This window comes from Corallococcus sp. CA054B, assembly GCF_003611625.1.
In the GTDB taxonomy this organism is placed as follows: domain Bacteria; phylum Myxococcota; class Myxococcia; order Myxococcales; family Myxococcaceae; genus Corallococcus; species Corallococcus coralloides.
The window spans coordinates 14,825-29,095 of record NZ_RAVY01000128.1 but is presented as its reverse complement, the minus strand read 5'-3'; the positions used below and the strand labels follow the sequence as shown (position 1 = coordinate 29,095).

Sequence of the window (14,271 nt, the reverse complement as noted above, 5' to 3'; positions counted from 1 at the left end):
GCCAAGTCCCTGGTGCCGCTCAATCCGGCGGACATGCTGGGGTCGGCGGCGGTGCTCATGTCGCGTGATTCCTTCCGTAGATGATGCGCAGCCCCTCCAGGGTGAGGAACTCATCCACCTCCTGGATGGCCTTCGATTCACTGGCCACCAGCGGGGCCAGGCCCCCGGTGGCCACCACTTTCGCGGAGAAGCCCATCTCCGCCTCCATCCGCGCGCACATGCCGTCCACCATGCTCACGTAGCCGTGGACCAGGCCGGCCTGCATGGAGTGCACGGTGTTGCGGCCCACCACGTGCGGCGGGCGCGCGAACTCGACGCGGGGCAGCTTGGAGGCGTTCTGGAACAGAGCCTCCATGGAGATGTTGATGCCGGGGCAGATGGCGCCGCCCAGGTACTCGCCCTTGGGCGTCACCGCGTCCAGCGTCGTCGCGGTGCCGAAGTCCACCACGATGAGGCCGCGGCGGTGCTTCTCGTAGGCGGCGACGGCGTTGACGATGCGGTCCGCGCCCACCTCGCGCGGGTTGTCGTAGAGGATGGGCATGCCCGTCTTCACGCCCGGACCCACGAACATGGGGCGCATCTTGAAGTAGCGCTCGCTCATCTTCTCCAGGATGAACTGGAGCGGCGGCACCACGCTGGACACCGCCACGGCCTTCACCAGGTTCGCGTCGATGCCGCTCCACGCGAAGAGCTGGCGCACGAGGATGCCGTACTCGTCCGCGCTCCGGCGCGCGCTCGTCTCCAGGCGCCAGTGGTCCAGGAGCCGCCGGCCCTCGTACACGCCCAGGACGGTGTTGGTGTTGCCGACGTCGATGGCCAGGAGCATCAGGGGCGCACTCTAGCGCTGGGGACGCAGCTGCTCCACGTCCCCCGCCAGCACGCGCTCCACGCGGCCGTCCGCCGTGCGCACCATCAGGGCGCCCGTGGGGTCGATGTCCTCCGCGAACCCCTCCCAGTCCCCCCGGTCCGTCCGCACCCGGACCTGGACCCCCAGGGTGCTGGAGAGCGCCTTCCAGCGGGTGCGCACCGCGTCGAAGCCGGTGGCCAGGTACGTGTCCAGCCAGGTCTCCAGCCGGTTCCACAGGGCCGCGGCGAAGGGCGCGCGCGCCGCAGGCCGCCCCAGCGCCAGGGCGAGCGACGTGGCCGTGGCGCGCAGCTCGTCGGGGAAGTGCTCCTCGCCCGCGTTGAGGTTCACCCCCACGCCCACGATGACGAAGTGCACGCGCTCGGGTTCGGCGGACAGCTCCGTGAGGATGCCGGCCACCTTCCTGCCGGAAATCTGGACGTCGTTGGGCCACTTGATGGCGGCGTCCGCGCCCGCGTCGCGCAGCGTCTCCGCCAGGGCCACGGCGGCCACCAGCGTGAGCTCCGGCGCGCGCTGCGGGGGCAGCTCCGGGCGCAGGATGGCGGAGAAGTACAGGTTGAGGTTCGGCGGCGACACCCAGGCGCGGCCCCGGCGCCCCTTCCCCGCCGTCTGCTGCTCGGCCACCACCACCGTGCCGTGCACGGCGCCGTCCTGGGCCAGCCGGAAGGCCGCCGCGTTGGTGGAGCCGATGGTGTCGTGGTGGTGCAGCACGCGGCCCACCGCGCGCGTGGCGAGCAGCGGGTGGACCTCCAGCGCGAAGAGCCTGTCCGGCCTGCCCATCAGCCGGTAGCCCTTCGCGGGCACGGCTTCGATGCGGTAGCCCTTCAGCCGCAGGGCCTCCACGTGCTTCCACACCGCCGTGCGCGACAGGCCCAGCCGGTTGGACAGCGCCTCACCGGAGATGAAGCCCTCCCCGCCTTCCGCGAGGAAGTTCAGGATGCGCGCGTCCTGCGTGAGCTCGTTCGTCGTCTCCACGCTTCAGTTGGGAGCGGGCGCGGCGGCATCCGCCTTGTAGGAGATGAGCTCCAGCTCCGTCTGCGGCACGCGCTTGCCCTCGTGCTCCGTGGCCACGTCCACGCGGACCAGGCCCACGCCCGCGGCGAAGGTCATCGTGTTGACGAGCGTGGTCTGCCCATCCACCTTGTTGCGCCCCTCCACGCTCACGCAGTTGGGGAACGAGCCCGCGGGCACCTTGCAGGCGAAGCCCACCTGCACCAGTTGGTAGCGCTCCGTGGAGGACACGGACACGACGTTGTTCCAGCCGCGCCCGGCCTCCAGCGGGCCGCGCAGCAGGTAGCGCTTGGGGTCGCGCAGGCCGAAGGCGTCCACCGTGAGCTGGCCGCCCTGGTTGTCCACGAAGTAGCCGTCCTGCTCCTTGACGATCTCCACCGTGACGGGTTTGTCGTCGCGCCCGTCAATCCGGTACGTCCACGCGTTGCCCACGGCCAGCGGGTAGTACTGGGCAATGGACTCGGGCGAGGGGCGCGTGTCCGACTCGACGCGCTTCGCGCAGCCGGAACCCACGAGCGTGGAGGCCAGGAGGGCCAGGCCCCCCACCATCGACAGCGATTGCTTCATCATGCGCTAGGGGTCCGCGTGGCTCTGGCCACGCGCCTCCGCGGTTGCGTGGTTGCGTGATGCGTAGAGCGTGTCCAGCGCCTGCTGCGCGGCGGCCTGGACCGACGGCGTGTCGTGGCCCTGGGCCACCGTGTACAGGTACGCCTCCGCCTCCGGGCCGCCAATCTCGCCCACCGCGAAGACGATCTCCTGCAGGAAGCCCGAGTCCCGGCCGCGCGCCAGGTCGATGAGCGCCGGCACCGCGCTCTTGGCCTTCATCTCCGCCAGCGCGCCGATGGTGCGGCGCACCTGCTCCGCGTCGCTGGTGTCCTTGAGGCGCTCAATCAGGAGCGGCGCGGCGGCCGGGTGCTTTCGCTCGGCCAGCGTGCGCAGGGCGAACTCACGGATGCGCGAGTCGGAGGCCTGGAGGTCCGCCACCAGCGCCTCGTCCGCGCGCTCCAACGCGGCGAGCTGCAGCACCGCGGACTCCGTCACCTGCCGCAGCACGCTCTCCAGCGCGCTGCGCATCGCGGCCCGCCGCCCCTCCGCCGAGTCCACCTCCACCGCCGCCTCGCCCAGGCCCACGACCTCGTAGCGCTGGGGCATGTTGCCGCCAAAGCGCTCCAGGGACAGGTTGGCGCCCACCTCCGCGTAGCTGTGCGGGTTGCCGTCCTTCAGCACCTCGCGGGTGAAGGGCACCTCCAGCGACAGCCTCCAGGGGCGGGCCTTCTTGGGGGACTCGTCGGCCACCACCACGAAGCGGCCGGAGGACTCCAGCGCGTCATCGAACAGGTCCCGCACGCCTTCCGGGCCGAAACCCAGGAGGGCGTTGTCCCGCAGGGTGGTCCCGGAGAGCTCCACCGGCGCCACCGGATAGCGCGGGGCCTGCGAGCGGCAGGCCCCGAAGAACAGCACGCAGGAGGTTAGCAGCAGGGCCGGCTTCATGGCCCCCACAGGCTAACACTCCCGCGTCCACCGCACCCGATTCCGTGCGGGGGATCAGCCTTCCTTGTTGCCCTCGGACGAACCGTCCGTCCCAGGGGACACCGGCGCCTCGTGTACCTCGCGGGCCTCGCGGACTTCCGCGGGCTGCGAGGACTCTTCGGCGGGAGCCTCTTCCGGAGGCAGCGCCTGCGCGGCGACCGGGGTCACCGCGTCGGACGCGGCTTCGGCCCGGGCCCGCGCGGCCTCGTCGGACTCCGGCGAGGCCTGCACCGCTTCGCCCGCCTGCCAGGCGTTGCCCACGGCGGGCGGCACGGCGGCGGTCTCCCCGTTCGCGGGGCTGGCCTCCGTCGTCACGGGCAGGGACTCACCCGCGAGCGCGACCGTCTCGCCGGTGACGCTGCCACCCGGAGACGGCGCGGCGATGCCACCGGAGGACTCCACGCCCTCACCGGACGCACCCACCGTGGCGGTGTCGGCCGCGATGCCCCCCGAGGACTCCGTGCCCTCACCGGCGGCGACAGCGGCCACCGTGGTGGCACCGGCCTCACCTGCGCTGGCGGCCTCACCTGCGGGAGCGCCGGCTTCACCCGCGGGCGTGCCCTCCGCTCCGCGCGAGCCACGGCCGCGACGGCCCCGGCGGCGGCGGCGGCGGCGCTTGCGGTCGGAGGCGCTGCCTTCGGCGGCACCGGCCTCGGCGCCCTCCTTGGCTCCACCCACGAAGGCGCTGGCGGCCTCCAGGTCCTCGTCCTCACCCTCGTCGTCGCCCTCCTCGGACTCGTCCTCCTCCGACGCGGGCGTGAACCCGGCGGCGGCCGGCGGCGCGGGGGCCACCGGCGAGTCCTTGGCCTCGGCGCCCTCGGCACCGGCCCTGGCAGCGTCGCGGGCCTCGGCGCGTTCGCGCTGACGGTCGCGGCGGCGCTCGGAGCGCTCCTGACGGTCGCCCCGCTCGGGACGCTCCGCGCGCTCCGGCTTCTCGGTGGTGGCGGCGACATCGACCTCGCCACCGCCCTCCTCGCGGGCCTGCTTCTCGCTCTTGCGCTCCTCGCGGCGGCGCTGGGCCTCCTCGGCGTCCAGCTTCGCGGCCTCGAAGAAGCGCTCGTCGATGTCGTACAGCTCCACCTGGGTGACGGTGACGGCGGTCTTCGCCTCCAGGAACTTCTCACCCAGGGCGTCACCGCACCACAGCATCACCAGCGAGCCATTGGCCTGCGCTTCCGAGCGCGCGTCGCCGCGCACTTCACCCGCGCTCACCAGCAGGCCCACCTGCGCCGAGTAGTGGCCCAGGTCGCGCCGCAGTTCCTGCACCGTCTTGCGGTCGATGCCCGGCATGCCCTTGAGCATGCGGACCGCGTAGCGCAGCTCCACGCTGCCCTCGCGCTTGCGCGCGGTGAGCAGGGGGCCTTCCTTGGAGCGCTTGGCGACCTTCAGCTCGCGGAAGCCCAGCCCGTGCATCATCTTCACCACGGACTTCTCGAAGGTGCCCACGTCCGCGTCGCCCAGGCGCTTGCGCAGCCCGCGAGCCACCGCCCGGCGCGCGTCCTTGAGGGCCGTGCGCGCGGTGGTGATGAGGGCCTCGTCCACCAGGGGCTCCCCGGCGGCGGCGGGCTTGCCCAGCACCGGGCGGCCCCCCCTCCAGCGGGATGCCCAGGGCCTGCGCGAAGGCGGCCTGGAGCTCCAGGGGCGGCGCCTCGCTCGGCGCGCCCGCGCGCTCCAGGGACACCTCGCCGGTCTCCTGGTTGAAGGCGTACTGGGGCCGGCGGCCCGCGTCGATGCGGCGCTGGTTGTCCTCCAGCAGGGCGGTGAGCACCGCCTCCACCGTGGTCTCCTCCGCGCACAGCTCCTTGGCCTTGGCGCGCTCGATGAGCTGATCCGTGCGCAGCCCGGCTTCCGCCTCGCTGAGGATCTCGAACACCACCTCCGGCAGCGGCGGGAAGCGCTTGCGGCGACCCGCACGCTCCTCGTCGCCCTCGTCACGGCGGCGCTTGCGCTCCGTGCCACGACCCGACGCACGGACGTTGTCCGTGCGGGGCTCCGGGTGACGCTCCACCGGCCGCAGCGGAGGCAACTCCTCCTCCGGATGCGGCTCCATCACGCCCGTCTGTGCAAGTGCCTCGACGTCCTCGGAGAGCGACCAGTCCGTCAAAGCGAAGGTATCCTTCGCCGTGACAATCACCTTGCGATCCCGCGTCCGTCGCGCCATGGCGGCCAGTCGCGACAGCATCGTCACTTCCGGCGTCTTACCAATGTGGGACAGCAGGCTCAGCTGGATGGACTTCTCCGTGATCTCAAGGAAATGCAGGGGGCGACCTTCGCTCTCCAGTACACGGAGCGCGGCCTCGTAAAATGTCATCGAGTATTCCCCAAGAATTCCGAACGGTTACAAAAATGTAGGTCCGTATGGGCGGCGGATGCTAGCCACCGCTAAACTGGCTTGTCAACGAACGTCAATGACCCGTCTTCGCATCGGACACCATTGGAAGCGCGAACCGTCAGCCTCCCCGCTCGATTCCATCGCGCTGGAGCTGGACGGCGTGAACCTGCTGTCCGGGGCGGTGGAGGAGCCCCTGGCGGAGGTCGTCCCCGCCCTGGTGGAGGCGGTGGCGGCCCTGCACGCGGGGAAGCGGCGGCTGGCGCAGGTGTCCCTGACGGAGGCGCACCTGGAGCTGGTGTTGCGGCGCGTCGGACCGGACATCGAGCTGTCGGTGGCGAGCCTCGCCCGGCCCGCCCACCTGTTGCGCCCGCCCATCCGGGTGGACGCCGAGGAGCTGACGAAGGCCACCCGCCAGAGTGGCCAGAGATTCCTCCAGGACGTGACGAAGCTCGCGCCCAAGGCCCTGTCGGCCACGGCCGCCCGGAAGCTGGGCGAGGCGCTCCAGGGCCTGGGCAAGGCCGCCCCGCATGCGGAAGAAAAGCCCGTTCCCCCCACCCCGCTGCGGATTGAACCCGTCTCCGTGCCGGGGTTCGGCTTCGAGCTGAAGGACATCTCCCCCGCCTCGCGCGAGGCGCCGTCGAAGGGCACCTCCGGGGCGCTGGCGCCGCTCCTGGGCGCGGGCGAGGTGTGGCTGGCGCTGCCGGGACGTCCGCAGGCGTGGCGTGCGCCGGGGCCGCCATTCCTCACGGTGCTGGAGCTGTCCCGGCAGGCCGTGGAGCTGGCGCGGGCCGTGGAGCTGGGCGAGGCCCGCTTCGAGTTCGAGCCCGCGGGCGTGCGCCCCCGCCTGACGCTGGACCTGCCCGGACGGCGGGCGAAGCTGGGGCCCACCGGCACGTGGTTCGAGCTGGAGCCCAAGGCGCTGCTGTCCGCCCTCTTCCATCTGGGGGAGGCGCTGGGACTGGCGTTCGCGGAGGCGCACCGGGTCCAGGTCTCCAACCCGTACCTCGTGGAGCTGGCGGAGCGCTGCCGCGAGGGCCTGTCGCACCTGCGAGGCGCCCACAAGCCGCCCGAGGCGGAAGGTGAAGCGCGCGAGCGAAGGAGTCCCCCGGCGCGCGGCGAGTCCCGTCCGCTGAAGGTGCCCGGGAAGCTGCGACGGCTGCGCTTCGAGAAGCTCTGGGAGCAGCGCGGCCTGGAGGAGCCGGAGGAGGCGCGGCTGCTCCTGGGCCGGCACGGGCCGGTGTACTGCGCACCGGGGCTGGCGGGCGCGTTCTCGCGCAAGGACGGCGCGCTCTTGTGGCGGCGGGCCGCGTCGCTGGGCGTGGCGGCGTCCGCGGATGGCCACGCGGTGGCGGCGGACGACACGCGCGTGTACGGCTTCACCGGCCGGGGCTCGGGCGCGCGGTGGCTGCATGATCATGACGGCATCCCGCTGGGGCCGCTGCTCTTGCGCCAGGACGGGCTGCTCTTGACGCTGTCGGAGGACCGCACGGCGGTGGCCTTCGCGGAGGCCACGGGCCGCGAGGTGTGGCGCCTGGCCCCGCCGCGCACGCAGCGCGGGTGGATGGCCACGCAGGGACACCGGGCGCTCTTGTCCACGGACTCGGGCTACCTGTACGGCCTGGACCTGGAGGACGGTCAGGTGCGCTACCGGCTGCGCTCGCCCCTGCCCTTCCATGGGGCTCCGGTGGCGTGGGGCCGGCGCTTCCTGGCGCTGCTGGGGCGCGGCTCGCATCACGCGCTGCTGCTGGCGGACGCGCACACCGGCGAGGCGCAGTGGACGTTCGAGCCGGACCTCCTCCTGCCCTCCACGCCGCTGCCGGTGGGCCAGCGGGTGCTCCTGGCCGGGATGCGTGAGCAGGACGGGTTCCTGGTGTGCCTGGACGCGCGCGGACGCAAGGTCTGGGAGCGCGCGCTGCACCTGGGGCCCGGGCCCTATGCACTGGCGCCGCTGCCGCGCGCGGTGGTGGTGACGAGCGCGTCCGGTGCCGCCGCTCGCGTGGCGCTGAACGGACAGGTGGACTGGCGGGTGGGAGCGGCCGGTGAGCCGCTGATCACCGCGCTGCCGGCGCGCACCGCCCGCGACGTGACGCTCATCGCGGGAGAGGTGGTGCGCGCGGTGGATCCTCGCGGCGGTCAGGTGCTCGCGGAGGTGAGCGCGGGGGTGGGGCTCGTCGCGCTCCAGGCCGACGTGCGCCTCAACCTGTACTTCCTGGACGACGCCGGCACGCTGTCCGCGTACCGGCTGGGGTCGCACTTCGCCGTCGTGAAGTGAGCCCTACTCGCCCTTCTTGGCGGAGGCCTTGGCCGGGTCGATCTCCTCCTCCGGCCGCTCCTCCTGCGTGGCGCCTTCCCACGTCTCGTTGGCGCCCAGCTTCCACTCGGACGGCACGTCCAGCTTCCACGCGTAGGTGGCGTTGGCGTTGCCACCGGACGCCGCGTGCGACGCGACGTTGATGGTCATCTCCAGCTTCGCCACCTCCGCGGGCAGCAGGTCCAGGTCGTAGTGGCCCAGCAGCATCTGCGGGGGGAACCCGGCGATGAGGCGCTCGGGGTAGTCGATCTTCATCGACGGGTCGCCGCCGCGCATCTCGCCCAGCAGCTTGCCCTTCGCGTCGGTGAGCTTCCACACCGTGTCGAACGCGGCGCTGGTGACCATCTTCTTCACCTTGCCCTCGTCCTTCTCCACGCGCTGCGCGCCCCAGAGCACCAGCTGCAGGCGGATCTGCGGCTTGCCCATCACCATCACCACGTCGTTGGACACCACGTCCAGGCGCATGCCCTTGTCCGTGGCGCTCAGCACCGGCCGGTAGCGGCCCTCGTGCAGGGCGTCGAACTGCTTGCGCGCGTACTCGTAGAAGGCCTTGCGATCCGTCGCGCGGTTGTCCTTCTTCTCACCGCCCGACTCCGCGCGCTGCTCCAGCTCCGCCAGGTAGCTGTCGAACTTCTTGTTTCCTCCGAAGCGGTCCAGGTGCGCTTCGACGTCGTCGAAGTACGCCTTGAAGAAGGACTTCAGCTCGTCCTTGTAGGAAGCCTCATCCGGGTTGGAGCGCATCCAGCCCACGCGCTCCATGTAGACGGACTGGATGCGGCGGAAGTCCGCGTCCCGCTCCGCCTCGGTGGCCCGCGCGGAGGCGGTGCGGTGACTCGCCACCGCGGCGACGATCACCAGGGCGATGACAACGATGATTCCGAAGTAGCGCTTCAAGCGACAGGCTCCTGTGCGTACGGGCAGGCAATGATATGAGCCCCATCATCGTGCCCCAGGCCGAGGGAATCCAACTGTTCACCGTGCCCCTTCCGCTGGAGGAAGGGGACCTGCTGGGAAGCCCCCAGATTGCCTGGCAGGCCTATGGGAAACCGTCAGATGGCAAAGCGGTGGTGGTGCTGCACGACCTGTCCCATTCCCATCAGGCCTTGAGCACGGAAGTGAACGGTGCGTACCAACCTTCGGGCTGGGGGCGGGAGCTGATCGGCCCGGGCAAGGCGCTGGATCCGGACGTGACGCCGGTCATCGTGCCCAACCTGCTGGGCAGCCCGTTTGGCTCCACGTCGCCGCTGACGCCGGATCCGCACAGCGGGAGGCCGTGGGGCACGGCGCTGCCGCCGCTCACCGTGCTGGACATGGCGCGCGGCGTGTCCGCGCTGCTGCGGGCCCTGGGGCTCACGCGCGTGCGGGCGGTGGTGGGGATTGGCCTGGGCGGGCTGGTGGCGCTGCGGCTGGCGGCGCTGTTCCCGGAGCTGGCGGACGGCGTGGTGGTGCTGGGCGCGGCGCGGGCGCTGCCGGAGGGGCTGCGCGAGAAGCTGGGCCTCACGTCGCAGGTGCTGCGCATGGCGCCCGACAACGAGGACACCCCGCCCCTGCGCGAGCGCGCCCCGAACCGGACGCTGGCGCGGCTGCGCCTGGACTACCTCAAGCTGCTCTACGGACGCGACCACCTGGGCAGCGCGTATCCGGACAGCGCGGCGGCGCAGGCGGCGCTGGAGGCGGAGGCCGCGTCGTTCGCGGACACGTTCGATCCGGTCGCGTGGTCGATGCTCTGCTCCGCGTACGCGGGCTGCGACCTGACGGAGACGTTCTCGAAGATCCGCGCGCGGGTGCTGCTGCTCGCGGGCGCGACGGACGCGCTGGCTCCGGCGGGCCGCGTGCGGGACACCTACCACCAGCTGACGGCGGCGGGGGTGCAGGCGCGGTTCGTGGAGCTACAGGGGCCGGGGGACCACGGAACCCTGCTGTCGGACGCGCACCGGCTGAAGGGGCCGGTGCAGGACTTCCTGCGCTGGCTGCGCGGCTAGCTAACGCTGCGACTGGTGCTGCGTGGCGAGCCGCGCCCGGAGCGCGCCCACCAGCATCCCGATGGCGATGTCGTTGTTGCCGCCGTGCGGGATGATGATGTCCGCGTGGTGCTTGGACGGCTCCACGAAGCCCATGTGCATGGGGCGCACGTGGCGCAGGTACTGGCCCACCACGTGGTCGAAGTCGCGGCCGCGGTCCTTGATGTCGCGGGTGAGGCGGCGAAGGATGCGCAGGTCGTCGTCCGCGTCGACGTAGATCTTCACGTCCATCTCGTCGCGCACTTCCTTCATGTGCAGCACGAGGATGCCCTCGATGAGGACGATGTCTCCGGGGTCCACGCGTTGCGTGTGCGGCTGACGGCCGGACGTAACGAAGTCGTAGACGGGCTTCTGGATGGCCTGGCCCTGCTTGAGCGCGCGCAGGTGGCTGACCAGCAGCTCCGTGTCGAACGCGTCGGGGTGGTCGAAGTTCACCTCCCGCCGCTCTTCGAGGGACATGTCCTTCAGGTCCCGGTAGTACGAATCCTGATCAATGAAGGCGACCCGGCAGTCGGCGAGAGCCTCACGCACCTTGCGGGCCACCGTGGTCTTGCCGGACGCGGTGCCGCCCGCGATGCCAACGACGAGGGGTGACGACATGCGGCGGGCACTACCCCACCAGACAGGTGGGCGCAAGGATCCGTTGACCGGCCGACAGTGGCCTCCCTTATGCCCTCCGCAAGAGCCCGCGCGCCTGCCCTTCCGCGAGCAGCCAGGCAGGCACGGCCTCCACCGGGAGCGGCCCGTCCGCGAGCCCCTGGAGCCCCGAGGCCACCTCCGGGGGCAGCGTCAGGACCTCGAAGCCCGTCCCCTTCCGGCGGATGGCGAAGCGCCACGGGCCCGGACCCGGCCGGGCCGCCACCTGCGCCAGGGCCTCCAGGCCGGACACCTCCAGCGACCCGCAGGCCCACGCACGGCCGGTGAGATGCCGCCGCAACGCCCGTGCGGCGAACACCAGCTCCGTCAGGTCGGCGGGAAAGGCGCCCAGGCGGACGTCCTCGGCCAGCGCCACCTGGCCCGGGGCCGGGGCCGGCGGCGCCTGGAGGAAGGCGTGGGGCAGCATCATCTCCAGGGACAGCGTGGCGGCCACGCCGTCCGACGGCGCGGCCATCACGCGCTTGCGCGCCCAGGACGCGAACGCGTGGGACAGGGACTTGCCCAGCCCGTCGAAGAGGCCGCGGTACTCGCGCGAGCGGGTGAAGGACTCCAGCCCCTCCGGCGTCGCCGCGAGCAGCAGGCGCGTGAGGGGCCAGTCCTTGTCCAGCTGCTCCGCCACGACCGCCAGCCGGAAGTCCCGGTCCGCGCGCGTGCCCTCGGGGTCCTCGTCCTCCGTGGCCGGGGTGACGCCGTGGCCCGCGTCGAACAGCGTCCACGGGCGGCTGTCCCCGCTCAGCGCGGGCACGGGCTCACGCGACGCGGGGATGTCGATGGGGGCGCGGGACTCCTTCGGGACGAGCGCGCGCAGCCGCCTCAGCGACGCGAGCGCCACCTCCGGCGGATGGCCGTCGCCCTCGAAGGTGACGGCGCGCAGGCGCGAGCAGCGCGGGAGCACCTCCGCCAGCAGCTCGAACAGCTCCTCGCGCACGGGCTGCGTGTGGTCATCCACGTAGAAGGTCCGCCCTCCCCTGCGCGTCACCACGCCGCCCGCGATGTGGATCTCCACGACCTGATCCATCGGGAACCCATCCAGCCCCGCGCGCAGCGGCAGGCCCGCGGACAGCTGGTGGCTGAAGAGGTGGCCCAGGTCCAGGAGCAGCGGCAGGCCCGTGCGCGCGTGCAGCTTCGCCATGAAGTCCAGCGCGTGCAGGCCGCCGCGCGTGGCGAGCACCGCGGGGTTCTCAATCACCAGCGGGACGCTCAAGCCCGCCTGGATGTGGAGCGCGTGCGCCGCGCTGTCCCGCACGCCCGCTTCGTTGAACGGGGGCGTGACGTAGAGGTAGCCCGGGAAGGGCTGGCCGCCCGCGTGCCACCAGCCCACGTCGTTGCCCACCCACGGGCTGCCCACCGCGCGCGCGTGCGCATCCAGCTCCGCGAGCGCCGACGCGGGCTCCAGCTCCGGGCCCCACAGGTTCAGGTGCACGGGATGGAAGAGGACGGGCACGTCCGCACGGCGGCGCCACATCTCCGGGAAGAGCGTGGCCTGGGCCCTCGCCTCCTCCAGCGCGATGGGCGCGCTGTACTCCACGAAGTCGAAGAGACCGGGCGAGGCGTCGAGCAGCCGGTACGGATGCGGCACGTCCGAGGCGCTCAGGTTGCTGCTCAGCCCCAGCCCCATCCAGGGCAGTGACCACGAATCCGATGCAGGGCGCGTCATGGGCACACCCTAACCAGCCCGGCTCCGGGTGGCGCTAGCCTTGTGTGGCCGGCCGCTCCAGGCGCACGTCCTGGACCGTCAGCACCCTGCCGTCCGCGGCGCGAACCTCCAGCGGCTTCACCGGCTGCCCGTGCGCCTTGTCGAGCACCCGCGTCCGGGGCTCGCCCGACTCGAAGCAGTGCTCCTGTCCCCACTGGCCCAGCGCGACCAGGATGGGAAAGAGGCTCCGCCCCTTCTCCGTCAGCACGTACTCCTGCCAGGCGCTGCCGTCCGAGGCCGGCTGCGTTTCGAGGATGCCGTGGTCCACCAGGTGCTTCAGGCGCTGGGCCAGGATGTTCTTCGCCACGCCCAGGCTCTTCTGGAACTCGCCGAAGCGGCGCAGGCCGTACTGCGCATCGCGCACGATGAGCAGCGACCACCAGTCCCCGATGACGTCCAGGGACCGGGCCACCGGGCACACCGCCCCCTCCATGCTCGTCCGCTTCATCCCCGCCTCCTTCCAGAGGGACTTCCCACAACTGGTTGCATAACGAAACCGGGCCTTTTATTCATCCGGCAATTGGTTTCATCATGAAACCACTCAAACAGGAGGCAGTCGGATGCGGCTCAAGGGAAAGACGGCGCTGATCACGGGCGGTAACAGTGGCATCGGGCTGGCGACGGCGCGGCTGTTCGTGGCGGAGGGGGCTCGGGTGGCCATCACCGGACGCAACCGGGAGACGCTGGGCGCGGCGGTGAAGGAGCTGGGCGCGAACGTGCTGGCGGTGCAGGCGGACGCCACGGATCCGGCGGCGCTGGAGCGCGCGGTGGCGGCGACGGTGGAGCGCTTTGGCGGGCTGGACATCGTGTTCGCCAACGCGGGGGTCGCGGCGCAGACGCCCGTGGGCAAGACGTCGCATGAAGCGTTCACGTCGGTGCTCCAGACCAACGTCACCGGCGTGTTCTTCACGGTGCAGGCCGCGGCGGCGCACCTGAAGCCCGGCGCGTCGGTCATCCTCACCAGCTCCGTGCACAGCGAGCTGGGGATGCCGGGGTACTCCGCCTATGCCGCGAGCAAGGGCGCGCTGAAGGCGATGGGCAGCGTGCTGGCGGCGGAGCTCGCCCCCAAGGGCATCCGCGTCAACGTCGTGTCCCCTGGCGCGACGAACACGCCCATCTGGGAGAAGAACGCGCCCACGCCGGAGGCCTTCGCGAAGATGGAGCGCGGCATGTCCGCCACCATTCCCATGGGACGCATGGGCAGGCCGGAGGAGATCGCGAAGACGGTGCTCTTCCTCGCCTCCGACGACGCGTCCTACGTGAGCGGGCAGGATCTGTTCGTTGACGGTGGCGTCAACGGCGCGGCGCTGGGTGCGCCCTTGTTCCGCGCGCCCCCGGCGATTTGATACCGCCGGTCCCCTCTTCCCCGGAGCCTTCTGATGACCTCCTCCCTCAAGCCCACCGCGGTCGTCGTGGGCGTCGGCGCTGAACAGGGCCTGGGCGCGGCCCTGTGCCGGAAGTTCGCCTCGGAAGGCCACCACGTGCTCGCCGCGGGGCGCACGCGGGAGAAGTTGGATCGCGTGGTCGCGGGGCTCACGACCTCCGGTGGCAGTGGCGAGGCGGTGGTCGCGGACGCGACGCGGGAGGCGGACGTCGCGCGGCTGTTCGACCGCGCCCTGGCTCCGGGAGCGGGCTTCGCCCCCGTGGACCTGGTCGTGTTCAACGCCGGCAACAACCGGCAGGTGCCCTTCCGCGACCTGGACGCCGCGACGCGTGGACACAGGAAGTGGACCTGCGGCCGTTCAAGGAGTCGTTCTAGGGCCTCAGCTTTCTGAAGACGCCTCAGGTTTCCGAGCACGTGGACACGCTCGCCGGACGGGGGTTCCAGAGGGGCATGGCGATGGCATC

The 14,271-nt window shown here is 71.9% G+C and carries 13 protein-coding genes and 1 pseudogene; 4 read left to right on the top strand and 10 right to left on the bottom strand.

What is annotated here, in order from left to right:
* Nucleotides 1–55 precede the first annotated feature (55 nt).
* The 6 genes and pseudogenes from D7V80_RS26965 to D7V80_RS43055 form a co-directional block, all read right to left on the bottom strand.
* A complete protein-coding gene (locus tag D7V80_RS26965) occupies nucleotides 56–826 on the bottom strand; it encodes a type III pantothenate kinase (RefSeq protein WP_120590887.1) in 771 nt (256 codons plus the stop codon).
* Nucleotides 827–838: 12 nt separating this feature from the next.
* A complete protein-coding gene (locus D7V80_RS26960; protein ID WP_120590886.1) occupies nucleotides 839–1,840 on the bottom strand; it encodes a biotin--[acetyl-CoA-carboxylase] ligase in 1,002 nt (333 codons plus the stop codon).
* Between the two features lie 3 nt (nucleotides 1,841–1,843).
* Nucleotides 1,844–2,446 (bottom strand): hypothetical protein, encoded by a 603-nt coding sequence (locus D7V80_RS26955; RefSeq protein ID WP_120590885.1) that lies wholly within the window; start codon nucleotides 2,444–2,446, stop codon nucleotides 1,844–1,846.
* Between the two features lie 3 nt (nucleotides 2,447–2,449).
* The gene (locus D7V80_RS26950; protein ID WP_120590884.1) at nucleotides 2,450–3,367 is read right to left on the bottom strand and encodes a HEAT repeat domain-containing protein; all 918 of its coding nucleotides are present in this window, start codon (nucleotides 3,365–3,367) and stop codon (nucleotides 2,450–2,452) included.
* A 54-nt stretch (nucleotides 3,368–3,421) separates the two neighbouring features.
* Nucleotides 3,422–4,984, bottom strand: a complete 1,563-nt coding sequence (locus D7V80_RS26945; protein ID WP_233585748.1) for a restriction endonuclease — start codon at nucleotides 4,982–4,984, stop codon at nucleotides 3,422–3,424.
* 574 nt (nucleotides 4,985–5,558) lie between these two features.
* Nucleotides 5,559–5,717 (bottom strand): annotated as a pseudogene (locus D7V80_RS43055) (winged helix-turn-helix domain-containing protein); the annotation flags it as partial.
* A 97-nt stretch (nucleotides 5,718–5,814) separates the two neighbouring features.
* Between D7V80_RS43055 and D7V80_RS26940 the strand changes: the two are divergent.
* Nucleotides 5,815–8,010 (top strand): PQQ-binding-like beta-propeller repeat protein, encoded by a 2,196-nt coding sequence (locus tag D7V80_RS26940; RefSeq protein ID WP_120590883.1) that lies wholly within the window; start codon nucleotides 5,815–5,817, stop codon nucleotides 8,008–8,010.
* A 3-nt stretch (nucleotides 8,011–8,013) separates the two neighbouring features.
* Here the strand turns inward: D7V80_RS26940 and D7V80_RS26935 are convergent, their stop codons facing one another.
* Complete coding sequence (locus tag D7V80_RS26935) at nucleotides 8,014–8,943, bottom strand: hypothetical protein (protein ID WP_014396627.1); 930 nt, start codon at nucleotides 8,941–8,943, stop codon at nucleotides 8,014–8,016.
* A 35-nt stretch (nucleotides 8,944–8,978) separates the two neighbouring features.
* Between D7V80_RS26935 and D7V80_RS26930 the strand changes: the two genes are divergently transcribed.
* Entirely contained in the window at nucleotides 8,979–10,031 is a 1,053-nt protein-coding gene (locus tag D7V80_RS26930) for an alpha/beta fold hydrolase (RefSeq protein ID WP_233585747.1), read from the top strand.
* On the opposite strand, the gene udk is transcribed toward D7V80_RS26930, so the two are convergent.
* The 3 genes from udk to D7V80_RS26915 form a co-directional block, all read right to left on the bottom strand.
* Nucleotides 10,032–10,670 (bottom strand): uridine kinase, encoded by a 639-nt coding sequence (gene udk, locus D7V80_RS26925; protein ID WP_014396625.1) that lies wholly within the window; start codon nucleotides 10,668–10,670, stop codon nucleotides 10,032–10,034.
* Nucleotides 10,671–10,737: 67 nt separating this feature from the next.
* Nucleotides 10,738–12,384, bottom strand: a complete 1,647-nt coding sequence (locus D7V80_RS26920) for a DUF692 family multinuclear iron-containing protein (RefSeq protein ID WP_120590882.1) — start codon at nucleotides 12,382–12,384, stop codon at nucleotides 10,738–10,740.
* A 34-nt stretch (nucleotides 12,385–12,418) separates the two neighbouring features.
* A complete protein-coding gene (locus D7V80_RS26915; RefSeq protein WP_120590881.1) occupies nucleotides 12,419–12,871 on the bottom strand; it encodes a helix-turn-helix domain-containing protein in 453 nt (150 codons plus the stop codon).
* 112 nt (nucleotides 12,872–12,983) lie between these two features.
* Here D7V80_RS26915 and D7V80_RS26910 point away from each other — a divergent pair, with 112 nt between their 5' ends.
* Nucleotides 12,984–13,769 (top strand): SDR family NAD(P)-dependent oxidoreductase, encoded by a 786-nt coding sequence (locus tag D7V80_RS26910; protein WP_120590880.1) that lies wholly within the window; start codon nucleotides 12,984–12,986, stop codon nucleotides 13,767–13,769.
* Between the two features lie 33 nt (nucleotides 13,770–13,802).
* The gene (locus tag D7V80_RS26905) at nucleotides 13,803–14,198 is read left to right on the top strand and encodes an SDR family oxidoreductase (protein WP_233585746.1); all 396 of its coding nucleotides are present in this window, start codon (nucleotides 13,803–13,805) and stop codon (nucleotides 14,196–14,198) included.
* The last annotated feature ends 73 nt before the right edge of the window (nucleotides 14,199–14,271 follow it).